The organism is Streptomyces varsoviensis (assembly GCF_000718635.1).
Lineage (GTDB): Bacteria > Actinomycetota > Actinomycetes > Streptomycetales > Streptomycetaceae > Streptomyces > Streptomyces varsoviensis.
In genome coordinates this window covers 13108-38245 of record NZ_JOBF01000005.1, presented here as the reverse complement: position 1 = coordinate 38245, position 25138 = coordinate 13108, and the positions used below count along the sequence as shown (strand labels likewise).

Below are 25138 nucleotides of genomic sequence, written 5' to 3'. Positions count from 1 at the left end.
TGGCCGGGGGGTGGCGGTCGGCCGCCGGGTCGGTTTCGGCTGGGCGCGCAGTTCCCCGCGCCCCTGTGGGGCCACGCGTGGTTGATCGCGCCGCCCCCGCGCCCCTGTGGGGTCGCGCGTGGTTGATCGCAGCGTCCCCGCGCCCTTATGGGTGTGGTGTGGAGTGCCCGGAAAATCACCGGTTCTTTCGGGCTCTGCGGGGGGCTCGCTGTTTGCGGTGTGGGGGTGTGGAGAGCAGGTAGGGGCGGAAGCGCTGTACGTTTCGCGGCAGGAGTGCGGCGGCTAGCAGGGGAGACGACACGTGAGCGGCGCGGCGATGGTGCGAGGCGTGGGCGAGGACGCGGACGCGTTCGGGACCGGACGGCTGCGGCGCGGGGTGCTGGACGCCTGGGCCGCGTCGCCCGCGCGGTTCCGGGAGGACGCCAACGCCGAGGAGGACCTGGCGCTCGGCGGCTACCGCGACCGGCTCGTCGTCGAGCTGGCGCAGAACGCCGCCGACGCCGCCGCCCGCGCCGGCGTCCCCGGCCGGCTGCGGCTCACCCTCCACCCCGGCCGGGACGGCGCGCCCGCCGTCCTCGCCGCCGCCAACACCGGCGCCCCCCTCGACGCCGCCGGGGTGGAGTCGCTGTCCACGCTGAGGGCGAGCGCGAAGCGGGACGAGGAGGGAAGCGGCGGCGCCGTCGGGCGCTTCGGGGTCGGGTTCTCCGCCGTGCTCGCCGTCAGCGACGAGCCCGCCGTCGTCGGCCGGTCCGGCGGCGTCCGGTTCTCGCTCGCCGAGGCCCGGCTGATCGCGGCGGACGCCGCCGCGTCGGCGCCCGGCCTCGGCGCGGAGATCCGCCGCCGCGACGGCCACGTACCGCTGCTGCGGCTGCCGCTGCCGGCGGAGGGCACCGCGCCCGAGGGGTACGACACCGTCGTCGTGCTGCCGCTGCGCGACGGCGCGGCCGAGGACCTGACGGCGCGTCTCCTGGCGGAGGTCGACGACGCGCTGCTGCTGACCCTGCCGGGGCTGTCGGAGGTCGTCGTGGAGACGGCGGACGGCGTGCGGACGGTGACCCGCCGCGCCGACGGACCGTACACCGTCATCGAGGACAGCGCCCGCCCCGCCCCCGCCCGCTGGCGCGTCGCGCGCACCGGCGGCCCGCTGGACGCGGCGCTGCTCGCCGGCCGGCCGGTGGAGGAGCGGCTGCGCCCGAGCTGGTCGGTGACGTGGGCGGTGCCGGTGGACGCGGACGGCGCGCCCGTACGGCCGACGACCGCGCCCGTGCTGCACGCGCCCACCCCGACGGACGAGCCGCTGGGCCTGCCCGCCCTGCTCATCGCCTCGTTCCCGCTGGAGCCCACCCGCCGCCACACCGCGCCCGGCGCGCTGACGGACTTCCTGGCGGCGCGCGCGGCCGAGGGGTACGCGGAGCTGCTGGGCGACTGGCGGCCGGTCGGCACCGGCACCGTCGACCTGGTGCCCGGCCCGCTGGGCAAGGGCGAACTCGACGGCGAGCTGCGCCGGCTGCTGCTGGAGCGGCTGCCGAGGGTGCCGTTCCTGCCCAGCGCGGCGGCCGAACAGGGCGGGGAGCCCGCGGCGGACCGTGTTCCCGACGCCGCGTTCGACGATCCGACCGCGCTCAGCGGGGCCGCCGCCGGGAGCGCGTACGTCCTGCGCCCCGCCGACGCCGAGATCGTGGAGGGCGCGGGGGCCGACACCGTCGCCGTGCTGGCCGAACTGTTCCCCAGCCTGCTGCCGGCCGGGCTGGAGCGGCGGGTCGAGCTGCGGGTCCTCGGCGTGGAGCGGGTGCCGCTGGGGGAGATGGTCGACCGGCTGGCCGGCGTCGAGCGGGACCCCGCCTGGTGGCGGCGGCTGTACGACTCGCTGGCCGGGGTCGACCCGGACCGGCTCTCCGGGCTGCCGGTGCCGCTCGCGGACGGCCGTACGACGATCGGTCCGCGCCAGGTGCTGCTGCCGGGCGGCGAGGACGGGGAGCGGCACGCGGCGCTCGCCCGGCTCGGGCTGAAGGTCGCACACCCCGACGCCGCGCATCCGCTGCTGGAGAAGCTGGGCGCGCTCCCCGCGTCCCCGCGCGCCGTGCTGACGACCCCTCAGGTACGGGCGGCGGTCGCGGCCTCGCTGGACGCCGACGAGGACGCGTACGGGCTGCTCGAAGGCGACGCGCCGGGCAGCGAGGAGCTGGCGGAGACGGTGCTGGCGCTCGTACGCGACGCGGGCCTGGCCCCCGGCGACGAGCCGTGGCTGGCCGCGCTGGCCCTGCCCGACGAGGACGGCGAGCTGGCGCCGGCCGGCGAACTGATGCTGCCGGGCAGCGCGTTCGAGCAGGTCGTACGCGCCGGTGAGCTGGCCGCCTGCGATGCCGAGCTGGCCGAACGGTGGGGGGAGCAGCCGCTGACCGCGGTGGGCGTGCTCGCCACCTTCGCGCTCGTACGGGCCACGGACGTCGTGCTGGACCCCGACGAACTGGAGCCCCGCGACGGCGACTACGCGGAGCCGGACGACGCCGGGCTGCTGGACGCCGTCGACGTGTGGTGCGAGGACGTGCTCGACGGGCTGCCGCAGACCGCGGTGCCGCCGGTCGCCACCGAGATCGTCGCCGTGCGCGACCTGGACCTCGTCGACGACGACGCGTGGCCGCGGGCGCTGCGGATGCTCGCCCGGCCGCCGCTGCGGGACGCGCTGACCGCGCCCGTACGGGTTCTGCTGCCGGACGGCACGACGGAGTCGGTGCGCCCGTACACGGCGTGGTGGCTGCGCGGCCACCCCGTTCTGGACGGCCGGCGCCCGGCCGGCCTCCGGGCTGCGGGCGGCGACCCGCTGCTGGCGGGGCTGTACGAGGCCGCCGACGCGGCGGAGCTCCTCGGCGGCGGCGACGAGCAGGTGCTGCGGGCCCTGGGCGTACGGACCTCCGCGGCCTCCCTCCTGGACGAGCCCGGCGGCGCGGCCGAGCTGCTGGCCCGGCTCGCGGACAGCCGACTGCCGGTCGGCGCGGCCCAGTTGCACGGCCTCTACGGCGCGCTGGCCGCCCTCGACCCCGAGCAGGTCACCCTCCCCGACGAACTGCGGGCCGTCGTCGACGGCGAGGTGCGGGTCGTGGACGCCGCCGACGCGCTGATCGCCGACGCCCCCGACCTGCTGCCCCTGACGGCGGGCCGCGCGCTGCTGCCCGTACGCCCCGCGCTCGCCGCCGACCTCGCCGACCTGCTCCAGGTGCCCCGGCTGAGCGAGGAGTTCACCGCCCCCGCCCCCACCGGCGGCGAACGGCGCGAGGTCCCGGAGGGCGTACGGGTCCTCCTCCCGGGGGCCCCGGACGCGTACATCGAACACGAAGAACTGACGGTCGACGGCGTCCAACTGGACTGGCGCTACGGCCCGGACAACGTCCTCCACGCCTCCACCCTGGAGGGCGTCGCCGCCGGCCTGGCCTGGGCCGCCGGCCAATGGAACCGCCGCTTCGAGGCGGCGGCGCTGCTGGAAGACCCCTCCCGGACGGAAGAACTGGCCGAGGCCCGTTGGTTCGACTAGCGGCAGGGAGACGGCCGCCGGCCGGGCGGCCTGCTGGTTCGACCGGCGGTTCGGGCAGAGCCAGTCGACTCCGGGGCGAGCTCGGCCGATGGCCCGGGCAGCGGAGCCGGCCGAGGGCCGCTCGTTCGCGTGGAGCTCCCGGCGCGGGGGCCGGTCCCGCCGGCGGGGCATCCGCGGGTGCCGGCCGAGGTCGGCGGGCTGGGCCGGCCGGCGGGGCAGCCGCGTGAGCCGACTGAGGCCGGCCAGGCTCATCAGCGGCTCTTCCGCGCCGCGGGAACGGGCCGAGGCCGACCGTCGGCCCGGCCGGCGGCCAGGGCACGGGGGCGGGCCGGGGCCCGTCCGCACGGCCACGTCCCTGGCCGCCCCCGTCGCGGCCCCGCCGCCCCCTGGCGTTGCGTCTGTCGGCGCGTCCGTGTACGTGTGTACGAAAAAGTGAACAGCCCTGTGAGCGTGTGATGTTCCCTGTTCACCACACGCTCACAGGTGCTCGCCCGCGCGCCCGTCGTCCGTGGGCGCCCGCGGGGGTCCGCGGGTGATCCAGCGCCGTGGCGCCTCGGCCGCAGTGACCACCCCCGTCAGCCACTGTTGGCCGGCGCCGGCGGCCGGATCACCTGGCTCAGCACCCTAGGGCGGGGCGGGCGCGGCGACGAGGTTCACCTTGCACTGCGGGGCGGGCCGCGGGTTTCAGAAACCACATTCATCAACATCGGGAGGCCGGGTGCAGACGCGGGAGAGTACGGACACCGGGGGCGCGGTCGGGGCGCGGCGGCGCGTCGAACGGGCCGAGGACGTGCTGCGGATGCAGAGCCTGGCGCGTTCCGGCGGGAGTCGGGCGCTGCTGCGCTGGCTCGCCGCGCGGGCCGGCGGCTGGGCGGGGCTGCTCGACTCCTCCGGCACCGTGCTGTGCGCGGCCATGCACCACCGCACGGCGATACGGGCGGCGGACGGGCAGGGCGCGGCCGCGTCCGGAGGCCAGGCGACCGCCCTGGCGGCCGGGGCGGCCCGCAAGCTCACCGAGCGGGGGCTGCGCTCGGTGACCCTCGACGGGGACGCCGGGACGGCCGTCCTCTTAGCGCTCGGCGGGCCCCGCCACCAGCAGGGACTCGCCCTCGGCGTGGTCGTGGCCGGGCCGCTGCCCGACCGGCTGTCCGCGCTGCTCGCCGATGTCACGCTGCCGCTGGCGTTGTGCTGGGAGGCGGAGAGCGCGGAGCGCAAGCGGCGGCGGGTGGACCTCGCGGAGTCCCGCGGCCGCGAGGCGGTGCTGCACCTGCTGATGATCGGGCAGCTCGCGACCGCCCACCAGATCGCGGGCGCGCTGCGGCCCCGGCTCCCCGAGCTGATGCGGGTGTACGTGGCCGAGTGCCCGCCGGGCCGTCGCGACGAGGTGGTGCGGATGTGCGCGGACGCCTCCGAGGGGCGCGCCTGGGTGGTGCGCTGCCCCGTCTACTCCGGCCATGTGATCGCGCTCTCGCCCCCGCCGCCCGGCCCCGCCGGGCCCCTCGACCGGGCGCTGACCTCCATGGCGAGCGACTGCGTCGTCGGGGTCAGCGACGACGTGCCGCTGCGGGAGACGGCCGTCGGCTACGCGCAGGCGTTCCACGCCCTGGCCATCGCCCGCGCCCACGCCGACCGCTACGCGAGCTTCGGCGCCGCTCCCGAACTGGCCCTGGTGGCGGGCGGCGTGGCCGCGCCCTGGGCCCGGGCGCTGCTGGCGCCGCTGACCTCGCACGCCCCCAAGCGGCCGCAGGACCCCAGCGGCCAGGAGCTGATCGCGACGGCCTCGTCCTGGCTCGCGTTCTTCTCCCGCGCCACCGCCCACCTGAAGATCCACCGCAATACCCTCGCCGCCCGGCTGCGGCTGATCGGCCACCTGCTCGGCATGGACCTCGACCGGCTCGCCGACCAGTCGGCCCTCGCGCTGGCCCTGCGCGTGCACGCCGCGCCCGTACCGCCGCCGGACCGCCGGCCCGGCGACCCGGACACGGAGCCCGCCCACACCCTCGACGACCTGCTGAACCGCCCCGCCGTCCAGCGCTGGGCCCGCATCCAACTGCGGCCGCTGACCGCCGAGGGCTGCCCGGCCGACCCGTCGTCGACGCTGCGCACCTGGCTGGAGCACGACGCCCAGCTCAGCCGGACCGCCGCCGAACTGGGCATCTCCATCCCCGGCGCCCGCAAGCGCCTCACCCGCCTCGAAGCGCTCCTCGAACGCTCCCTGCTGCACGCCCCGAGCGCCCGCCACGACCTGTGGCTCGCCTTCCGGGCCACGGGCCTCCTGGCGTAGCACCTCACGTAGCACCTCGCGCAGAACTGAGCCGCGGCCGCCCCGCGGGGAGCGGGACGGCCGCGGCTGTCGGCGGTGCGTACGTACGGTACGGGCGATACGTGAGGTATGGGCGATACGGGCGCGGCCCCGGCGGCTCAGGCCGTGGGCGCGGGGCTCAGCCGCATGTCACGCGGGCCCGCCCCGGCGGTGTTGGTGCAGCGCCGGTCGCCCGGCGCCCGGTCGAGCTGGAGGCCGAGGCAGGTGCCGAGGGCGAGCTGCCCGTAGTAGTTGGGGTGCAGGGACTCCTGGCGCTGGCCTTGGCCGTGGCCGGTGGTCACGAAGCGCACCCATTCGCTGGTGCGGCCCGACGGCCGCTGGTCGGGGCCGGCCTGGGCGGTGGTGGAGGCGCAGACCTCCCGGCCCTCGAAGGAGCGGGACAGGTCGAGGAATTCGGCGCCGGACGCGCGGGCGGCGGAGGCGAGGGTGGTGCTGATCTCGGGGACGAGTTCGTCGTGGGCCCAGGTGAGGTCCTTGTCGAAGAACGGGCAGCCGCCCTGCGTCAGGCGGTCGTACCCGTCCCCGGGGTAGCGCACCCGCGCGCCGTCGGGCAGCGGCGAGGGGTAGGACTGGAGGATCAGCCGGTAGCTGCCCGCCCGGTGGCCGGCCCGGGCCATGGCCGTGGTGACGTCGGCGAGGGTGTTGACGACCGCGGTGCGCATCGCGGGCAGCCGCTTCTTGACCTCCGGGGCCTGGTCCGGGGCGCAGGGCGTGGCGCCGATGGGCTGGAGGAAGTTCTTGGCGCAGGCCGTGATGACGTCCTCGAAGCCGAGGTCGTTGCCGCCGACGGAGACGACGACGGCCCGCACCGGGTGTCCGGTGACGGCGTCCTGGAGCTGCTGGGCCTGGGACGGCTCGGTCTTGAAGGGGCTGCCGCCGTGCTCGGGCAGCAGGATCGCGGTGGAGGTCGCCCCGGAGCAGGCGACGTTGAGCCGCTGGGCCCGGGCCTGGGGCCGCGCGGAGTGGACCTCGGCGCTGTCGGAGCGGTTGCAGTGGTCGTCGTAGGACGTGCCGTACACCCGGTGCTCGTCCGTCGTGCCGTCGGTGGCGTCGAAGGCGCGGTCCGTGCCGGAGTAGCCGCCCTCGCTGTCGTTGCTGTTGCCCGCCCAGCGCCCCGCCTCGCCGGAGATGAAGCTGTCGCCGACGGACACCACCCACGGTGTTTCCGCGGCCTTGCCCTGCGCCTGTACGGCGCCGCCCTGCGTGAGCCCGGCCCCGCAGAGGGCGGCCACGGCGGCGGTCGCGACGGCGAGGCGGCGCCGGCCTCGTACCCGAGAAATTGTCATGAGGTGCTGGATTGCCATGGCGGGCGGCGGATATGTGCCGCCGCCCGCGCCGCCCCTCCAACGAGTCAGGCGCGGGCACGCCGTTGACGCGGGCCGTCAGGCCGGTGCCGTCGGGCCGAGGGCCGTCAGACCGGGAAGCGCCGGCCCACCCAGCGCCAGACGACCTCCAGCACCGCGGACGCGATCGCCGCGATGGCGACGGCGGCCCACGGCATGGTGGTGCCGACGAGCTTGAGCGCGAAGAACGTCTGGAGCCAGGGAGTGATGAGGACGATCAGGAACCCGGCCCCCATCGCCAGGACCAGCCCGATCCGCCACCAGGTGTACGGGCGGGCGATGATCGCCAGGACCCACATGGAGACGATGAAGAGGGTCAGCGTCGCGACGCTCGTCTCGGCGTCGAGCGCGCCCGGCCCGGTGTAGTAGTGCCGGGCCAGCAGGTACGCGGCGAAGGTGGCGGCGCCCGCGATGACGCCCGCGGGCACGGAGTAGCGCATCACCCGGCGGACGAAGTGCGGTTTGGCCCGTTCCTTGTTGGGCGCCAGCGCCAGGAAGAACGCGGGCACGCCGATGGTCAGCGTGGACAGCAGCGTCAGATGGCGGGGGAGGAAGGGGTAGGGGACCTGGGAGCAGACGACGAGGATCGCCAGCAGCACCGAGTACACGGTCTTCGTCAGGAAGAGCGTCGCGACGCGGGTGATGTTGCCGATGACGCGGCGGCCCTCCGCCACCACGGACGGCAGCGTCGCGAAGCTGTTGTTCAGCAGCACGATCTGGGCGACGGCCCGCGTCGCCTCGGAGCCGGAGCCCATCGAGACGCCGATGTCGGCGTCCTTGAGCGCCAGCACGTCGTTGACGCCGTCGCCCGTCATCGCGACGGTGTGGCCGCGCGACTGGAGGGCCGCCACCATGTCCCGCTTCTGCTGCGGGCTGACCCGGCCGAAGACCGCGCCGTCCTCCAGTACGGCCGCCATCTCGTCCCGCTCGGACGGCAGCCGCCGGGCATCGACGGGGCGCTCCGCGCCGGACATGCCGAGCTTCCCGGCGACGGCGCCCACCGACACCGCGTTGTCGCCCGAGATGACCTTCGCCGCCACGTTCTGCTCGGCGAAGTAGGCGAGGGTGTCCCCGGCGTCCGGCCGCAGCCGCTGCTCCAGGATGACGAGCGCGGCGGGCCGTACGCCCTGTGCGGCGCGCGGATCGTCCAGTGCCCGCTCCGTACGGGCCAGCAGCAGCACCCGCAGCCCCTGCGCGTTCAGGTCGTCGATCTCGGCGAGGGACGCGTCGCCGTCCGGCAACAGCACGTCGGGGGCGCCCAGCAGCCAGGTGCTCTCCTCGCCGTCCGGGCCGCCGAGCGCCGCGCCGCTGTACTTGCGGGCGGAGGAAAACGGCAGCGCGTTGGTGGAGTGCCAGCCGTCGGGGGCGGGGTAGGCGTCGATGATCGCCTGGAGGGACGCGTTCGGCCGGGGGTCGGACTGGCCGATGGCGCCGAGCACCTGGCGTACGTACGGCTCCTCGGCGCCGTCCAGCGGCCGCAGCTCCGTGACGTCCATGCCGCCCTCGGTGAGGGTGCCGGTCTTGTCGAGGCAGACCACGTCGACGCGGGCCAGCCCCTCGATGGCGGGCAGCTCCTGCACCAGGCACTGCTTGCGGCCGAGCCGGATGACGCCGATCGCGAACGCCACCGACGTCAGCAGCACCAGCCCCTCGGGGACCATCGGCACGATGCCGCCGACCACCCGGCGCACAGCCTCGCGCCAGTCGTGGTTCTGCACCACGAGCTGGCTGACGATCAGCCCGATCGCGGTCGGGACCATCATCCAGGTCACGTACTTGAGGATCTGGCTGATGCCGGTGCGCAGCTCGGAGTGGACGAGCGTGAACCGGGACGCCTCCTCGGCGAGCTGCGCCGCGTACGCCTCCCGGCCGACCTTCGTCGCGGTGAACGCACCCCCGCCCGCCACCACGAAGGACCCCGACATCACCTTGTCGCCGGGGTGCTTCAGCACCGGGTCCGCCTCGCCGGTCAGCAGCGACTCGTCGATCTCCAGCCCGTCGGCCTCCAGGATCTCGCCGTCGACCACGCACTTGTCGCCGGGCCCCAGCTCGATCGTGTCGCCGAGGACGATCTCCCCGGTCGGGATCGCCGCCGCCCTGCCGTCCCGGCGCACCGTGGGCCGGGACTCGCCGATGACGGCCAGGCTGTCCAGGGTCTTCTTGGCCCGCAGCTCCTGGATGATGCCGATCGCCGTGTTCGCGACGATCACGAAGCCGAAGAGGCCGTCCTGGATGGGCCCGACGATCAGGATGATCAGGAAGAGGACGCCGATGATGGCGTTGAAGCGGGTGAAGACGTTGGCGCGGATGATCTCCGTGGTGGAGCGCGAGGACCGGACCGGTACGTCGTTGACCTCCCCGCGCGAGACCCGCTCGGCCACCTGCGCGGTGGTCAGCCCGGGGTGCGCGGACGGTGGTACGGGCTCTTCGACTGCGGTCTGCGCCGGATCGGTCATGCCAACGACGGTACGGGGCTCACGTCCGGTTCACCCCTTGGATATACGCGTTCGGCGGCGTGGCAGACATCTCATCAACCACCCACCGGCGCTGAGCGTCCCGCACTCGCAACCTGGGAGTCCGGCCACTCCAAGCCCGTCCGGCGATTGAGGACCGGGGTCCGGGGCGGAGCCCCGAGAACTACGCGTCCTCCCGCGACTCCGCAGCCTTGGCCGAGTGCCTACGAATGGCGGCGTCGCGCTTGCGTACGTACCAGACCCCCAGCAGCCCCAGCGCCGCCCCCGCCAGGCAGGTCCACACCCACCACAGGTGCCCGTTGTCGTGGAACCACCCGTAGAACGGGAGCTGGGCGAGGAAGAGGATGAACCACGCGATGGTGCCGCCGGTGATGGTGGCGACGACATTGCCCTCGTAGGGCTCCGGCGCCTCGTGCCGCGGTGTCCACTTCGTCATGGGCTCCAGCCTAGACGGTGATGTCGCGGGGGCCCCGCGTGGCCGGGACACGAGCGGAACCGGTGGTTCATAGGGGTCTACGCGCGGAGATAGCAATTGATGCCTTGTTTATTCATACTGAAACCGCTCGTATCTGACTTGTTTCTTTCGTTGGATCATCCAAACAGGGTCTGTTCGGCTTCCAGAGTGTGCAGAGTTATCGGCGCTATCGGTCTCCGCAGTCCCGCTCGCCTTTCCGCGCCTCCCCGGAGGCCCGTACGACTGAGGTCCCGCATGTCCCCCTCGGCCACCGCTCCGGTCGACGCCAAGCCGCCGCTCCCGACGCCGCCCAAGAACTGGCTCGACGCGTTCTTCAAGATCTCCCAGCGCGGCTCGACCGTCGGCCGCGAGCTGCGCGGCGGGCTGGCCACGTTCTTCGCGATGGCCTACATCATCGTCCTGAACCCGATCATCCTGGGCAGCGGCCAGGACAAGTTCCACCACCAGCTCGACAACGCCCAGCTCGTCACCGCGACCGCCCTCATGGCGGGGCTCACCACGATCCTGATGGGCGCCATCGGCAATGTGCCGATCGCCTGCGCCGCGGGCCTGGGCATCAACGCCGTCGTCTCGCTCCAGCTCGCGCCCAAGATGAGCTGGCCGGAGGCGATGGGCATGGTGGTGCTGGCCGGCCTGGTGCTGATCGTGCTGGTCGCCTCCGGACTGCGGCAGCGGGTGATGGACGCGATCCCGGGCGGGCTGCGCCGGGCCATCGCGATCGGCATCGGCCTGTTCATCTCGCTGGTCGGCCTGGTCGACTCCGGCTTCGTCTCGCGCAACCCGGACGCCGCGCACACCACCGTCCCGCTCGGTCTCGGCGCGGGCGGCCAGCTCCAGGGCTGGCCGGTGCTGGTGTTCGTGATCGGCCTGGGGCTGATGTTCGTACTGACCGTGCGCAAGGTGCGCGGCGCGATCCTGATCGGCATCGTGGCGATGGCCGTCGTCGCGATCATCATCAACTCGATCGCCACCATCCCGGACGCGAGCTGGGGCCTGTCGGTGCCGACCGTCCCGGACAACGTGGTGGGCGCGCCGGACTTCTCGCTCATCGGCGACATCAGCCTGTTCGGCGGCTTCCACGAGGTGGGCATCCTCACCGGCTGCCTCTTCGTCTTCACCGTGCTGCTGTCCGGCTTCTTCGACGCGATGGGCACGATCATCGGCGTCGGCGAGGAGGCCGGGCTGACGGACGAGCGCGGCCAGTTGCCGGGCATGGGCCGCATCCTGATGGTGGACGGCGTCGCGGTCGCGGCCGGCGGCCTCGGGTCGGCCTCCGCCAACACCTGCTTCGTGGAGTCCACGGCGGGTGTCGGCGAGGGCGCCCGTACGGGCCTGGCGAACTTCGTGACCGGCGGGCTGTTCCTGCTGGCGCTGGTCTTCACGCCGCTGGCGACGGTGGTGCCCTCGCAGGCCGCGACGCCCGCGCTGCTCGTCGTCGGCTTCCTGATCATGTCGGCCAACGTCCGGGAGATCGACTGGAGCGACTTCACCATCGCGATCCCGGCGTTCCTGACGATCATCTCGATGCCGTTCACGTACAGCATCACCAACGGCATCGGGCTCGGCGTGCTCGCCTTCATCCTGCTGCGGATCGCGGACCGGCGGGCGCGGGAGATCCCGTGGCTGCTGAACGTGGTGGGGGCGTGCTTCCTCGTCTACTTCCTGCTCAACCCGATCGAGCAGGTGCTCGGCGTGAAGTAGAAGCAGAAGCGGAAGCAGAAGTAGGAGCAGGAGCAGGGGAGAGCGAGAGGTCCCTCACGGCGGCGGGGCGGAGTAGAACGCCTCCGTCGCGTCGACCGAGCGCTGGAACCGCTCGTCGAAGTCGTCCCGAATGAGCGTCCGGACCACGTAGTCCTGGACGCTCATTCCTCGTTTCTCGGCGTGCTGCCGGACCCGGTCCAGCAGGTCGCCGTCCATCCGCAGGCTGAGCACCCTTGATCCCATGCGTGCCAGGGTCCAGGGGGCGGCCGGTCCGACGGCTCTTTTCCCGCGTGCGCTCACCCGTACGGGTGAAGCCGCCGTGACATGCCGGGCCCCGGCCTTTTCCGGTTTTCCTTAGACGGAGTAATGAGTTATGCTAAAGACCATGCCGGAACTGTCCAGCCCCCTCCCCGTGGCGGAGGAGACCCCCGACCCCCCGGACGACGTCGAAGCCGTGAGCCTGCTGCGCTCCGGCATCATGCGCCTGTCCCGTCGGCTCAAGCACCAGCGGGTCGACGAGTCGCTGAGCCCCACCGAGATGTCGGTGCTCGGCACGCTCGCCCGCTGTGGCTCCGCCACCCCCGGTGAGCTGGCCCGCAAGGAGCACGTACAGCCGCCGTCGATGACGCGCATCGTGGCGCTCCTGGAGGCCAAGGGGCTGGTCAGGCTCGAACCGCACCCCGAGGACCGCCGGCAGAAGGTGGTCACCCAGACCGAGCAGGCCGAGGCCATGCTCATGGAGAGCCGGCGCAAGCGCAACGCCTGGCTCGCCGAGCTGGTGGGGGAGCTGGACGAGGACGAGTGGGCGACGCTGCGCGCCGCCGCGCCCGTACTGGAGAAGCTCGCGCATCTGTAAGACGACCATGCCGTAGGAGGCGACCCCATTTGAGTACGGGACACGGAGCAGACTCCGCACCCGCACCGAACACCGACGACGACATACCCGCCGAGCCAAAGCCACGGGGCGGGACCTTCAGCTCATTGAGGGTGCGTAACTACCGGCTCTTCGCCACCGGACAGGTGGTGTCCAACACGGGCACCTGGATGCAGCGCGTCGCCCAGGACTGGCTCGTACTCAGCCTGACCGGCTCCTCCACGGCCGTCGGCATCACCACGGCGCTGCAGTTCCTGCCCATGCTGCTCTTCGGGCTGTACGGCGGCGTCCTCGCCGACCGCTACCCCAAGCGCAAGCTTCTCTTCATCACCCAGTCCGCGATGGGCCTCACCGGCCTCGCCCTGGCCGCCCTGACGCTCAGCGGCCAGGTCCAGGTCTGGCACGTGTACGTGACCGCGTTCGTCCTCGGCCTCGTCACCGTCATCGACAACCCCGCCCGCCAGGCGTTCGTCGTCGAGATGGTCGGCCAGGACGACCTGCGCAACGCGGTCAGCCTCAACTCCGCCAACTTCCAGTCCGCCCGGCTGATCGGCCCCGCCGTCGCGGGCGCGCTGATCACCGCCGTCGGCAGCGGCTGGGCGTTCCTGCTCAACGGCGTCTCGTTCGTCGCGCCGCTGGCCGGCCTGCTGATGATGCGCACGAGCGAGCTGCACAAGGTCGACCAGGTGCCGCGCGGCAAGGGCCAGTTGAAGGAGGGCCTGCGGTACGTCGCCGGGCGCCCCGAACTGATCTGGCCCATCGTCCTCGTCGGCTTCGTGGGGACCTTCGGCTTCAACTTCCCGGTGTGGCTCAGCGCGTTCGCCAATGACGTCTACCACTCCGACGCCGGTACGTACGCCCTGTTCAACACCCTTATGGCGGCCGGCTCGCTGGCCGGCGCGCTGCTCGCGGCCCGGCGCACCACCTCGCGGCTGCGGCTGCTGGTCGGCGCGGCCGTGATCTTCAGCCTGCTGGAGATGACAGCGGCGCTGTCGCCCTCCTTCGGCGTCTTCGCCGTGCTGCTGGTGGTGATCGGCATGGTCGGCCTCACGGTCAACGTGACCGCCAACTCCAGCGTGCAGCTCGCCACCGATCCCGCGATGCGGGGGCGTGTGATGAGCCTGTTCATGATGGTCTTCATGGGCGGCACGCCGGTGGGCGCACCGCTCGTCGGCTGGGTCACCGACCAGTTCGGCGCGCGCGTCGGCTTCTTCACCGGCGGCCTGATCTCCCTCCTCGCCGCGGTCGGCGTCGGCCTCGCCCTCGCCCGCGTGGGCGGCCTCCGCCTCCGCATAGACCTCCGCCCCGGCCACCGCCACGTGGCCTTCGTCCCCCGAGCACGATCAGCCTCAGCCGGCCGGCAGGAGGAACTGGCAACGGTCGCCTGACGGTTCGCCTGACGGCGGGTTGGCTGATGTCGGGCCGGCTGACGGTGGTTCGCCTGACGGCGGGTCGTCTCACGGCGGGTTGGCTGATGTCGGTTCGCCTGGCGGCGGGCCGGTCGGTTGAAAGCGGGGCGTTGTTCGTCCCCGCTCCGCCGTACGACGCCGATGGCCGGGGCCCTTCATCGCGAGTCCTTCGCGAGGGGCCCCGGCCATTGGCGTTGCTACGGAGGGGCGTTACGGGCGCGGGACCGGTGCCGATGCCGCCCGGGGCGGCGGCTGGCGGGAGACCGTTGCGGCCTACGGGCGGTCATCGGCGGCTGTACGGGGGCCGGGCCGGTGGCTCGCGAGTGGGCGCCGTGGCTTGTGCGGTGGCGTACGGGTGGGGCCCATGGGCGGGCCTCGGCGATGGTACGGACGGGCCGTTGGTTTCAGCGGCCGTGCGGGCGCGGGGCCCTCTCCTTGGGCGGGTGCCCGTACGGTGTGGGGCCCCGGCGTCCGGGGGAGGGTAAGGCGAGTGCCCGGCCGTCAGACGCGCTGCGCGAGCACTTGGCCCGGCCAGCCGTTGACGTCGAAGGTTTCCGTGGGGGTGAAGCCGTTGCGGCGGTAGTAGTCGACGAGGCGGCCCTCGCCGCCCGCGTAGCAGTCGACGCGGAGCAGGCGGACGGACTGGCGGCGGGCCTCCTCGACCGCGTGGGCGAGCAGCGCGCTGCCCACGCCGTGGCCGCGGAAGCGGCTGTCGGTGACGAGGAGGCGGACGAACACCTCGGGCTCGTCGGCCGGGGCGATGTAGGGCGACGGGCGCGAAGCGATCGTCATCGCGCCGGCCGCCTCGCCGTCGACCTCGGCGATCCACGTGGGGCCGGACCCCACCGTCTCCCTGATCTTGTCCACGGACGTCGACCGCGACGAGAACGGCTCGGTGCCCCACTGGCCCGTACGCCCCTCCGCGACCAGCCATTCCACGGCGCTGTCCATCATCGCGAGTATCGCGGGGATGTCCTCGGCCCCGCCCTCCCTGATCTCCATTTGCGTCAGACTAAGCCGCATGAGGCTGTTTGTCGCCGTGATTCCTCCCGCCGAGATCGTCGCGGAACTGGCCGCGGAGGTCCGCAGGCTGAAGGCCCTGCCGGGGGCCGACCGGCTGCACTGGACCGAGGCCGCGGGCTGGCACTTCACGCTGGCCTTCCTCGGCGAGACCGACGAGGCCGTCCTGCCGGAGCTGCGGGAGCGGCTGGGGCGGGCGGCGGCGCGGCACCGGCCGCCGGGGCTGCGGCTCTCGCGCGGCGGCCGGTTCGGGGACCGGGCCCTGTGGGCGGGGGCCGCGGGTGAGACGGCGGCGCTCGGGCGGCTGGCCGAGTCCGTGGCGGCGGGGTGCCGCCGGGCCGCCGCCCTGTCGGCCGACGCCCGCGCGTTCCGCGCGCACCTCACCCTCGCCCGTAACCGCGCGGACGCCGACCTGCGCCCGTACGTCAGCGAGCTGGCCCGTTTCGAGGGCGCGCCGTGGACGGCGCGGGAACTCACGCTCGTACGCAGCCACCTCCCCGCCTCCGGGATCAAGGGCGAGCGGCCGCGCTACGAGGCGCTGGCGGTGTGGCGGCTGGGCAGCCGCTGACGGGGGCGGGGGGACGGGCGGGGACGGGCCGGACCGCCGGAGGGCCGGGCCCGGCGGGGCCTCGGCGTCCGGTTGCCCGGGGCTCCGGTTAACCTCAGGGGTGTGGACCCCAAGACCCGCAACCGGATCATGACCGGTGTGCTCGCCGTGCTGCTCGTCGTCGTTGTCGTGATGGCGGCGGTCAAGTGACGCGCTGACCGGGCGGTACGGGGCGGCGTACAGGAAGCGGCGTGGGGCGGGCGCGGCGCGCGGCCGGGCCCGCCCGCCGGGTCACCAGGCGAACGCCTCCGGGGACGGGCCGGGGCCCGGGAAGATCTCGTCGAGCGCGGACAGCAGCTCCGGGGACAGCTCCAGCTCGACGGCGCGCAGCGCGGACGCGAGCTGGTCGGTGGTGCGCGGGCCGACGATCGGGCCGGTCACGCCGGGCCGGGTCAGCAGCCAGGCCAGCGCCGTCTCGCCGGGTTCCAGACCGTGCTTGGCCAGCAGATCCTCGTACGCCTGGACGCGCTCGCGCACGGCCGGGTCCTGGAGGGCGTCGAAGGCCCGCCCGGCGGACGTACGGCCCGTGCCGCCCTCGCGCTCCTTGCGGAGCGCGCCGCCGAGCAGCCCGCCGTGCAGCGGGGACCAGGGGATGATGCCGAGCCCGTACGCCTGCGCGGCCGGTACGACCTCCATCTCGGCGCGGCGCTCGGCGAGGTTGTATAGGCACTGCTCGCTGACCAGCCCGTACGAGCCGCGGCGCCGGGCGGTCTCGTTGGCCTGGGCGAGGTGCCAGCCCGCGTGGTTGCTGGACCCCGCGTAGAGGACCTTGCCCTGCTGCACGAGAACGTCGATGGCCTGCCAGATCTCGTCCCAGGGGGTGTCCCGGTCGACGTGGTGGAACTGGTAGAGGTCGATGCGGTCGGTGCCGAGCCGCTTGAGGCTCGCCTCGACCGAGCGGCGGATGTTGACGGCGGAGAGCTTGTCGTGGTTGGGGTAGGCGGGGCCGTCGTCGAGGGACATGTTCGCGTAGACCTTGGTGGCGAGGACGGTCTTGTCCCGCCGGTCGCCGCCCTTCGCGAACCAACTGCCGATGATCTCCTCCGTACGGCCCTTGTTGGCGCCCCAGCCGTAGGCGTTGGCCGTGTCGAAGAAGTTGACGCCCGCGCCGAGCGCGGCGTCCATGATGGTGTGACTGTCCGCTTCGTCCGTCTGAGGGCCGAAGTTCATCGTCCCGAGGACGAGGCGGCTGACCTTGAGACCAGTGCGTCCGAGCTGCGTGTACTCCATGGGGCCATAGCCAACGCCTTCGAGCACACTCGAATCAAGACAGCCATGCCGTGGCGGGTGCGGCGCCCCGGCCGTTCCGCCGCCGCACGGTCAAGGAGCGGCCGGGCGCTCCTGGCTGCCCGCCCGTGCATCGCGAACCGACCCGCCGCGCACTCCGGAGCGCGAGCTTCCGAAACTCCCGTCACCCGGTGAACTCGCGACCCGGTGCGCGCATCCAACCGGGTGCATGACGCACAGAACCTGGTGAACTGCGCGGGGGACAGGCGGCTTTCGGCCCCGGCGGGCGCCGGGCGAACTGTGCGAGGACGTCACGACGACAACATCATTAAGACAACCGATGGAGGAATCCATGAAGTCGATGCGTACTCGTATCGCCCTCGGTCTCGCCGTGGGCGCCGCGGTGATCGCCGTCCCGCTGACCGCCTCTTCCGCCTTCGCCGCCGACCCCCCCGGCCGGTGACGGCTGGGAGCAGGTCGGCGCCGAGTCGTACGACTCCTGGCAGGCGTGCTACGACCAGATGCAGGAGGACCTGAAGCTCAACCCCCAGTACCACGAGGCCACCTGCGTCAGCGCCCCCCAGCAGGGCCTTCCCAACCTCTACGCGGAGTGGATGCGCTGAGCCTGTCCTCCATGAGGCCCGTCCTTCATGGGCGGGTGACTGACGGGGCTCCCGTGCCGGTGCGGTGCGTCTTACGCGCGGTACGGGAGCCTTGCCGGCTCGCCGCCTGCCGAGTCGCCCGGCGCGGGTAGGCGCGCCGCTTCGCGTACGGCGTCTGGCAAGGGGCCTATGGGGCACCGCTCTCTGCCCGAGCCGATGCCCGGCAGACCCTGGTGCCGCTGGGCCGTGAGTGAAGGAATGGAACGAGGTATAACCTCACCCACCACCCACGGAGGCGGAACCATATGCGGTCGCAGTCGGAAAAGGCCGACGCGGGAACTCCGGGCGCGAACCGGCGGAGCCCCGCCCGGAGCGCGGCCGACCTCCGCCCGCTGACCGCGGCCGAGGTCACGTCGATCCAGCGGCTGGCCGCCTCTGGGACCGTCGCCCGCTCCTCCGAGCGGGAGCAGCACGTGCACGGCGCCGGCTGCGGGCACGGCGGGGACGACGGCGGCGCCGCCGCGCAGAGCGAGCTGCTGAACGCGGCGATGTCCTCCTCCAGCCGTCCGCTGTCCGGCGGACTGCGCGCCGAGGCGGACTCCTTCTACCAGAACGACTTCTCCGCCGCCCGCGTTCACGACAACCCCGTCGCGCAGCGTGCGACCGAGGCCATGGGCGCGCAGGCGATGACGGTCGGCTCCCACGTCTTCCTGGGGCGGGGGGCGGCCGGCAACAAGGCGGTCATGGGCCATGAGCTGGGCCACGTCGACAAGAACCTGCGCGGCATCCGGGAGACCGGGAACGACAACGGCGCCGGCGTCAGCGTGACCGACCCGCGGCAGAGTTCGGAGCGGACGGCGGAGGCCGACGGCGCCGCGTTCGCCGCCGGCGCCGAGACGGCGCCGTCCGTCCAGCGCTCGGTCGACGGGGCGGCGGTGGCGCGGATGCGCTCCTTGCAGGGCGTGGCGGGCAACAGGGCCGTGGCGCGGATGCTGGGTTAGGACGCCGGGGGGTCGGAGTGCGATCACCCGCGCTGTTGACCGGCGCGATCCGTACGGCCCGTACCGCCGTCGGCGGGGCTCGTACGATCCGGGCCCGGGCCCGAGCCCGTACGGCGGTCGAGGTCGCGGCGGACCCGGGCGGAATCGGAGCCCGCGTCCGAGCCCGCGCCCGAATCGGAGTCCGCGTCCCGGCCCCGGCCCGGAGTCGGGGTCGGGTCGGCGGTGGAGCGCGGGGAGCCGCTGGGCCTGGCCCGGGTGGGGGCGGCGGGGTCGGCGCTCGGGTGGGGCGCGTCGCTCGGGGCGGGCGGGGGCGTGGGCGTGGCGGCCGGACCGTACGCGGGCGGCGCCTGGTGGGTCCGCAGCGGGCTGCCGGGCAGCAGCAGCCACAGGGCCGCGGACGCCGCGACGGCGCCGACGGCGGCGAGGACGGCCCGCCGCACCCGGCGCGTGCCCCAGGCCCGGCCGGCCGGCGGGGGTGCGGGCGCCAGGTCGTGCGGGGTGATCAGCTCGGCACGGGCCTCCAGGGCCGCGCGCAGCCGCGCTTCGGTCTCGGCGTGGCGGTCGGCCGCCGCGCCGGGGTGGCGTGGGCTCAACGGTCCGCCTCCAGCAGTCTTCTCTCCAGTGCGTCCAGCGCGCGGCTCGCGGTGGACTTGACGGTGCCGCGGGACAGCCCGAGGGCCTCCGCGATCTGCGCCTCGGACAGCTCCGACCAGTAACGCAGCACCAGCACCTCGCGCTGACGCTCGGTCAGCTCGGCGAGGGCGTCCAGTACTTCCCGGTGCTCCTCGGCGAGCAGCAGCCGCTCGTCGACGGGCGGCCCGTACCCCTCGTGCGGCGGCGTGTACGCCCGTGCCGTACGGCGGCGGCGGAGTACGGAGCGGGCGGCGTTGACCACCGCCGTGTGCAGATACGCGGCCGCGTCCTGGAGATCGTCCAGCGCCGCGCCGTGCCGGCGGCACACCGCCGTGAACGCGTCCTGCACGACGTCCTCCGCCGTGTGCCGGTCGTCCACCAGGAACACCGCCAGCCGCACCATCTCCAGCCGCCGCGCGTGGTAGAGATCCGCCAGCGTGGGCCGCCGGCCCTCTCCCGGCCCGTCGCCCTCTCCCGGCCCGTCGCCTTCGGCGGGCCGCCGCATGGCCCGCAGCCGGCGCCCGTACAGGGGCGTCTCGGCGGCCGTCCGGGGCCCGGGCCGCTCCTCGGCCACACGCGCACGCCGCAGCAGCGCCCGGGCCCGGGCCAGAATCCCCCGGCCGCACGGGGCATGACCCGCCGGCGCCGCCGCCTCCGACAGGAGCAGCGGCGCGGACGGCACGGATATGGGGTGCATAGACCTCGTTCACCTCGGTCGAAGGCGCCTTCACCCCACCAGACGCACAACCCGCCCCCCGGTTGCGGCCACCCACCGAGAGATTTCCAACGAACCGACCGACGGCGGAGCGCCACGCGTCGCTTCAGGAACGGTACGGGCCGCCCACGGCCCAGCCCTGGTGGAGGGCGGTGGCGAAGGCGGCGGCGATGCGGTGTTCGCCGTGGGGGTTGGGGTGGGTGCCGTCGTAGGTGGCGTGGGGGAGGGCGTAGTCGGTGGGCGGGGAGGCCAGGAGGAGGGGGGAGGTGGGGGAGGAGAGGTCGGCGACGGTCTTGGCGAGGAGTTCGTTGAAGCGCTCGCACGCGGCGGCGAACGGCGGGTCCGTCTCGGCGCGGGTGTTGGGGATGACGGGCAGGAGTACGGCCCGCAGCCGCGGGTTGGCCTCGCGGGCCGCCGCGAGGAAGCGGCGGACGTTGGCCGCCGTCTGGTCGGCGTCCGTGTAGAAGCCGAGGTCGATCAGGCCGAGCGCCACCAGCAGTGTGTCGGCGCGCCCGGCCCGTACCGCGTCGCCGATGACCGGTGCCATGTGCAGCCAGCCCTCGCCCCACCCCGCGAGGTGCGCCCGCGCGGAGCGGGGGAACGCCGGGTCCGCGTAGTCGTGGGAGACGGGGGCGTCGGCCGCCCTGTCGTACAGGCCGTGGCGCGGGCCGACGATCTCGTACGGGCCGTCGTACGCGGCCTCCAGGTGCTGCCACATCCGGTACCGCCAGGTGAAGTCACCGGCGACCCCGATGGTCTGCGAGTCGCCGACGAACATGATGCGCACGGTGGTGTTTTTCCTGGTCGGGGGTGGGAGCGGGAACGGGGGCCGCGTATCGGAGTATTCCGGATGCGGCAGCCGGGCCGGTACGTGACCTTGCCCACGCGGCCGTCCCGTCCCCCATCCGCCCGCGCACGCGTACGGGCCCCCGGCTCGGCGCCGGAGGCCCGTACTCACGCCCGTAAAGCGGCGGCTGCTGCTACAGCTTCTCGATCACGTAGTCGACGCACGCGGTGAGCGCCTCGACGTCCGCCGGGTCGACCGCCGGGAACATCGCGATCCGGAGCTGGTTGCGGCCCAGCTTGCGGTAGGGCTCGGTGTCCACGATGCCGTTGGCGCGCAGCGCCTTGGCGACGGCCGCCGCGTCGACGGACTCGGCGAAGTCGATGGTGCCGATGACCTGCGAGCGCTTGGCCGGGTCGGTGACGAAGGGGCTCGCGTGGCCGGACTTCTCCGCCCAGCCGTACAGCCGCGACGAGGAGTCGGCCGTCCGCTGCACGGCCCAGTCGAGGCCGCCCTGGCCGTTCAGCCAGTCGAGCTGGTCGGCGAGGAGGAAGAGGGTGGCCAGCGCCGGGGTGTTGTACGTCTGGTTCTTGCGGGAGTTGTCGATGGCCGTCGGCAGCGAGAAGAACTCCGGTACGTGCCGGCCGGACGCGTGCACGCGGGCCGCGCGCTCCAGGGCGGCGGGCGAGAACACCGCCAGCCACAGGCCGCCGTCGGCGGCGAAGGACTTCTGCGGCGCGAAGTAGTAGACGTCGGTCTCGGCGATGTCCACGGGCAGGCCGCCCGCGCCGGACGTCGCGTCCACCAGGACGAGCGCCCCCTCGTCGGCGCCCGCGACCCGCTTGATGGGGGCGGCGACGCCGGTCGAGGTCTCGTTGTGGGTGAGGGCGTAGACGTCCACGCCCGCCTCGGCCGCCGGCTCCGGGTGGCTGCCGGGCTCCGAGCCGATCGTGGACGGCTCGGCCAGCCAGGGGGCGAGCTTCGCGGCCTTCGCGAACTTCGACGAGAACTCGCCGAACGTGAGGTGCTGAGACTTGTTCTCGATCAGCCCGTGGGTCGCGATGTCCCAGAAGGCGGTGGAACCGCCGTTGCCCAGGACGACCTCGTACCCCTCGGGCAGGGAGAAGAGGTCGCGCACGCCGTCACGCACCTTGCCGACCAGGTTCTTGACCGGGGCCTGGCGGTGCGACGTGCCCATCAGTGAGGTGCCGGTGGCAGCAAGGGCGCTGAGCGCCTCCGTACGTACCTTGGACGGGCCAGCGCCGAAACGACCGTCGGCGGGCTTGATGTCAGCGGGAATCTGGATCTCGGCCACGGGCGAAGCGTAATCCGTCCGGGGCCGGGGACATACCGGGGTCCATCTCCCGAGACGGATTCCCGCGGGCGGCCGAAGGGTGTCCCGTGTCGCCCTCGGACGGCGGACGGCGGACGGGGCGCGATGAGGGCGGCGATCAGTGGGCAGGCTCAGTGCCATGACTGGCATGGGTGTGCGACGAGAGGGACGTGAGCCGGGCGCCGGTGCTGCCGGGGCGCTGGAGGGGGCCCTGGAGCGGGAGCTTGAGGGGGAGCTGCGCGCCGCCGTGCGCGGCGAGGTCTCCTTCGACGCCGCGAGCCGCGCCCTGGCGACGATGGACGCCTCGAACTACCGGCGGGTGCCCCTCGGCGTCGTCGCCCCGCGCGACGCCGACGACGTGGCCGCCGCGCTGGCCGTCTGCCGGGCCCGCAGCGTGCCCGTCGTGCCGCGCGGCGGCGGCACGTCCATCGCCGGGCAGGCGACCGGCGTCGGCGTCGTTCTCGACTTCACCCGGCACATGCGCGAGATCGTCGCGCTGGACCCTGAGGCCCGTACCGCAGTCGTCCAGCCCGGCGTCGTCCTGGACGACCTGCGGGCGGCGGCGGGCGCGCACGGCCTGACGTTCGGCCCCGACCCCTCCACGCACAGCCGCTGCACCCTCGGCGGGATGATCGGCAACAACTCCTGCGGCTCCCACTCGGTGGCCTGGGGCACCACCGCCGACAACGTCCATGAACTGGACGTCCTCACGTACGGCGGGGAGCGGCTGCGGCTCGGTCAGGGCCTCGACAGCCTCCCGCCACGCCTCCGCGACGGGCTGCGGGGCCTGGTCGACGGGGACCTCGCCCGGCTCCGTACCGGCTTCCCCGAACTGCCGCGCCGCATCTCCGGCTACGCGCTCGACGCACTGCTCCCGGAGAAGCGCGCCGATGTCGCGCGCGCCTTCACGGGCTCCGAGGGCACCCTCGGCGTCCTGACCGAGGCGACCGTCCGGCTGGTCGAGGCGCCCCGCGCGCGGGCCCTCGCCGTCCTCGGCTACCCCGACGAGAGCGCGGCGGCGGAGGCGGCGGCCGGGCTGCTGCCGTACGGGCCGCTGACCGTCGAGGGCATGGCCACCGACCTCGTACGGGACGCGGCCGGGCTGCCGGGCGGCGGGGCGTGGCTGTTCGTGGAGGTCGGCGGCGAGTCCCCGGACGCGGCGCGGGCGCACGCCGACGCGCTCGTACGGGCCGCCGACGGCACCGTCGACCGCCTCGTCGTCACCGACCCCGCCGCGCAGCGCACCCTGTGGCGCATCCGCGAGGACGCCAGCGGCACGGCGACCCGCATGCCGGACGGGAGCGAGGCGTGGCCCGGCTGGGAGGACTGCGCGGTGCCGCCAGCCCGGCTCGGCGCGTACCTCCGCGACTTCCGCGCGCTGCTCGTCGACCACCGGCTGCGCGGCACGCCGTACGGGCACTTCGGCGACGGCTGCATCCACGTCCGTATCGACTTCGACCTGCTGAGCGCGGAGGGCGTACGGCGGTTCCGGGACTTCTCCGAAGCGCTCGGCGAACTCGTCGTAGCGCACGGCGGCTCCCTCTCCGGCGAGCACGGCGACGGCATGGCGCGTGCCGAACTGCTGCCCAGGATGTATGGGCCCGAGATGGTCCGGCTCTTCGAACGCTTCAAGGACCTGTGGGACCCGGACGGCGGCATGAACCCCCGCGTCCTGGCCCGCCCGGCGCGACTGGACGAGAACCTGCGCTTCGACGTGCTGCCGAGCCGCCCGGTGGACGTGGAGTTCGGCTACCCGCAGGACGGCGGGGACTTCGGGGCGGCGGTGCGCAGGTGCGTGGGCGTCGCCAAGTGCCGCGCCCCGTCGCCCGGCGCCGATGTGATGTGCCCGTCCTTCCGCGCCACGGGGGAGGAACGGCACTCGACGCGGGGCCGGGCGAGGCTGCTGCACGAGATGCTTGCCGGTGAGGTCGTCACGGACGGCTGGCGCTCGGAGGAGGTACGGGACGCCCTCGACCTGTGCCTGTCCTGCAAGGGCTGCCGCAGCGACTGCCCGGTGGGCGTCGACATGGCCACGTACAAGGCGGAGTTCCTGCACCACCACTACGCGGGGCGCCCCCGCCCGGCCGCCCACTACGCCATGGGCCGGCTGCCGCTGTGGCTGCGGGGGGCGGCGGCGCTGCGGCTGACGGGGGCGGCCAACGCGGCTGCGGGGGTGGGGCCGTTGGCGGCCTTGGCCAAGCGGGCGGGCGGCATCGCTGCGGAACGTACGATCCCGAAGCTGGCGGGGGAGCCGTTCACGAGGTGGTGGCGCAGGCGCGGGGAATCCCCCGCGACGGGCGACGGCCGGACGGTGGTCCTGTGGCCGGACACGTTCACCAACTACCTGACGCCGTCGGTGGGCCGGTCGGCTGTCGCGGTCCTGGAGGCGGCGGGCCTGCGCGTCGTGGTGCCGCAGCGCCCCGTCTGCTGCGGCCTCACGTGGGTGTCGACCGGCCAGCTCGACGGCGCGCGCCGCGTCATGCGCCGCACCCTGCGCACCCTGGCCCCCGCCCTGGCCGAGGGCGCCCCGGTGGTCGGCCTCGAACCGAGCTGCACGGCCTCCCTCCGCACCGACCTCCCCGAACTCCTGGGCCCGGAAGACCTCCGCGCCGCCGCCCGCCTGGCCTCCTCGGTACGAACCTTCGCCGAGGCCCTGGAGGAGTACGCCCCCGACTGGACCCCGCCCCGCATCGATCGCCCCGTCGCCGGCCAGACCCACTGCCACCAGCACGCCGTACTGGGCGACGCCCCCGACCGCCGGCTGCGCGAACGAGCGGGCCTGACAGGCCAACTGAGCGGCGGCTGCTGCGGCCTCGCCGGCAACTTCGGCTTCGAACGCGGCCACTACGCCATCTCGGCCGCCTGCGCGGAAGAGCAACTGCTGCCGTCCGTGCGGGGCGCGGCGCCCGGAACCGAAGTCCTGGCGGACGGATTCTCCTGCCGCACGCAGCTCGGCCAGTTGGGGAACGTGCGGGGGCGCCACCTGGCCGAGGTACTGGCGGAGGGGCTGGAACCGGGGGCGCGCGGGGCGTAGCCGCCGTCGCGATTCGGGAGGGGGCAGGGAAGCAGGGAAAAGGCCAGGAAGGGA

At 74.0% G+C, this 25138-nt stretch carries 18 protein-coding genes; 8 read left to right on the top strand and 10 right to left on the bottom strand.

Annotation, left to right across the window (positions count from 1 at the left end):
- Window positions 1-316 precede the first annotated feature (316 nt).
- Both IF55_RS10165 and IF55_RS10160 read left to right on the top strand, forming a co-directional pair.
- Window positions 317-3529, top strand: coding sequence for a sacsin N-terminal ATP-binding-like domain-containing protein (locus tag IF55_RS10165; protein WP_030881020.1), 3213 nt, complete (start codon window positions 317-319; stop codon window positions 3527-3529).
- Between the two features lie 799 nt (window positions 3530-4328).
- Entirely contained in the window at window positions 4329-5813 is a 1485-nt protein-coding gene (locus tag IF55_RS10160; protein WP_030881017.1) for a helix-turn-helix domain-containing protein, read from the top strand.
- Between the two features lie 137 nt (window positions 5814-5950).
- Here IF55_RS10160 and IF55_RS10155 read toward each other — a convergent pair whose 3' ends face one another.
- The 3 genes from IF55_RS10155 to IF55_RS10145 form a co-directional block, all read right to left on the bottom strand.
- The gene (locus IF55_RS10155) at window positions 5951-7138 is read right to left on the bottom strand and encodes a GDSL-type esterase/lipase family protein (RefSeq protein WP_078644115.1); all 1188 of its coding nucleotides are present in this window, start codon (window positions 7136-7138) and stop codon (window positions 5951-5953) included.
- A 125-nt stretch (window positions 7139-7263) separates the two neighbouring features.
- The gene (locus IF55_RS10150) at window positions 7264-9651 is read right to left on the bottom strand and encodes a cation-translocating P-type ATPase (RefSeq protein WP_030881011.1); all 2388 of its coding nucleotides are present in this window, start codon (window positions 9649-9651) and stop codon (window positions 7264-7266) included.
- Window positions 9652-9832: 181 nt separating this feature from the next.
- Window positions 9833-10105 carry a DUF2530 domain-containing protein gene (locus IF55_RS10145; protein WP_030881007.1) on the bottom strand — a complete coding sequence of 91 codons (273 nt, stop codon included), beginning with the start codon at window positions 10103-10105 and terminating at the stop codon, window positions 9833-9835.
- Window positions 10106-10378: 273 nt separating this feature from the next.
- Here IF55_RS10145 and IF55_RS10140 point away from each other — a divergent pair, with 273 nt between their 5' ends.
- Window positions 10379-11845, top strand: a complete 1467-nt coding sequence (locus tag IF55_RS10140; protein ID WP_030881004.1) for an NCS2 family permease — start codon at window positions 10379-10381, stop codon at window positions 11843-11845.
- A gap of 54 nt (window positions 11846-11899) precedes the next feature.
- On the opposite strand, the gene IF55_RS36970 is transcribed toward IF55_RS10140, so the two are convergent.
- On the bottom strand, window positions 11900-12088 hold the full coding sequence (locus IF55_RS36970; protein WP_078644053.1) for a ribbon-helix-helix protein, CopG family: 189 nt from the start codon (window positions 12086-12088) through the stop codon (window positions 11900-11902).
- A 142-nt stretch (window positions 12089-12230) separates the two neighbouring features.
- On the opposite strand from IF55_RS36970, the gene IF55_RS10135 reads away from it, so the two are divergent.
- Together IF55_RS10135 and IF55_RS10130 are read left to right on the top strand one after the other, a co-directional pair.
- Window positions 12231-12701, top strand: a complete 471-nt coding sequence (locus IF55_RS10135) for a MarR family winged helix-turn-helix transcriptional regulator (RefSeq protein ID WP_048831834.1) — start codon at window positions 12231-12233, stop codon at window positions 12699-12701.
- 29 nt (window positions 12702-12730) lie between these two features.
- On the top strand, window positions 12731-14107 hold the full coding sequence (locus IF55_RS10130) for an MFS transporter (RefSeq protein WP_030880999.1): 1377 nt from the start codon (window positions 12731-12733) through the stop codon (window positions 14105-14107).
- 522 nt (window positions 14108-14629) lie between these two features.
- On the opposite strand, the gene IF55_RS10125 is transcribed toward IF55_RS10130, so the two are convergent.
- Window positions 14630-15130, bottom strand: a complete 501-nt coding sequence (locus IF55_RS10125) for a GNAT family N-acetyltransferase (RefSeq protein ID WP_106980351.1) — start codon at window positions 15128-15130, stop codon at window positions 14630-14632.
- Between the two features lie 19 nt (window positions 15131-15149).
- Between IF55_RS10125 and thpR the strand changes: the two genes are divergently transcribed.
- Complete coding sequence (gene thpR / locus IF55_RS10120) at window positions 15150-15716, top strand: RNA 2',3'-cyclic phosphodiesterase (RefSeq protein ID WP_030880993.1); 567 nt, start codon at window positions 15150-15152, stop codon at window positions 15714-15716.
- Window positions 15717-15986: 270 nt separating this feature from the next.
- Here thpR and IF55_RS10115 read toward each other — a convergent pair whose 3' ends face one another.
- A complete protein-coding gene (locus IF55_RS10115) occupies window positions 15987-16985 on the bottom strand; it encodes an aldo/keto reductase (protein WP_030880990.1) in 999 nt (332 codons plus the stop codon).
- Between the two features lie 904 nt (window positions 16986-17889).
- Here IF55_RS10115 and IF55_RS10110 point away from each other — a divergent pair.
- Window positions 17890-18585, top strand: a complete 696-nt coding sequence (locus IF55_RS10110; RefSeq protein ID WP_063763940.1) for an eCIS core domain-containing protein — start codon at window positions 17890-17892, stop codon at window positions 18583-18585.
- Window positions 18586-18608: 23 nt separating this feature from the next.
- Here IF55_RS10110 and IF55_RS40010 read toward each other — a convergent pair whose 3' ends face one another.
- The 4 genes from IF55_RS40010 to serC all read right to left on the bottom strand — a co-directional run bounded on the left by IF55_RS40010 (window position 18609) and on the right by serC (window position 22032).
- Window positions 18609-19178, bottom strand: a complete 570-nt coding sequence (locus IF55_RS40010) for a hypothetical protein (RefSeq protein ID WP_063763935.1) — start codon at window positions 19176-19178, stop codon at window positions 18609-18611.
- Window positions 19175-19915: an RNA polymerase sigma factor gene (locus tag IF55_RS10100; protein ID WP_398244803.1), complete on the bottom strand. Its 741-nt coding sequence runs from the start codon at window positions 19913-19915 to the stop codon at window positions 19175-19177. Before IF55_RS10100 ends, IF55_RS40010 begins: the two co-directional genes overlap by 4 nt.
- 124 nt (window positions 19916-20039) lie before the next feature.
- On the bottom strand, window positions 20040-20720 hold the full coding sequence (locus tag IF55_RS10095; protein ID WP_030880981.1) for a GDSL-type esterase/lipase family protein: 681 nt from the start codon (window positions 20718-20720) through the stop codon (window positions 20040-20042).
- Window positions 20721-20913: 193 nt separating this feature from the next.
- Window positions 20914-22032 (bottom strand): phosphoserine transaminase, encoded by a 1119-nt coding sequence (serC, locus tag IF55_RS10090; RefSeq protein ID WP_030880980.1) that lies wholly within the window; start codon window positions 22030-22032, stop codon window positions 20914-20916.
- Between the two features lie 157 nt (window positions 22033-22189).
- Here serC and IF55_RS10085 point away from each other — a divergent pair, with 157 nt between their 5' ends.
- Window positions 22190-25084: an FAD-binding and (Fe-S)-binding domain-containing protein gene (locus tag IF55_RS10085; RefSeq protein ID WP_078644050.1), complete on the top strand. Its 2895-nt coding sequence runs from the start codon at window positions 22190-22192 to the stop codon at window positions 25082-25084.
- Window positions 25085-25138: the final 54 nt, after the last annotated feature.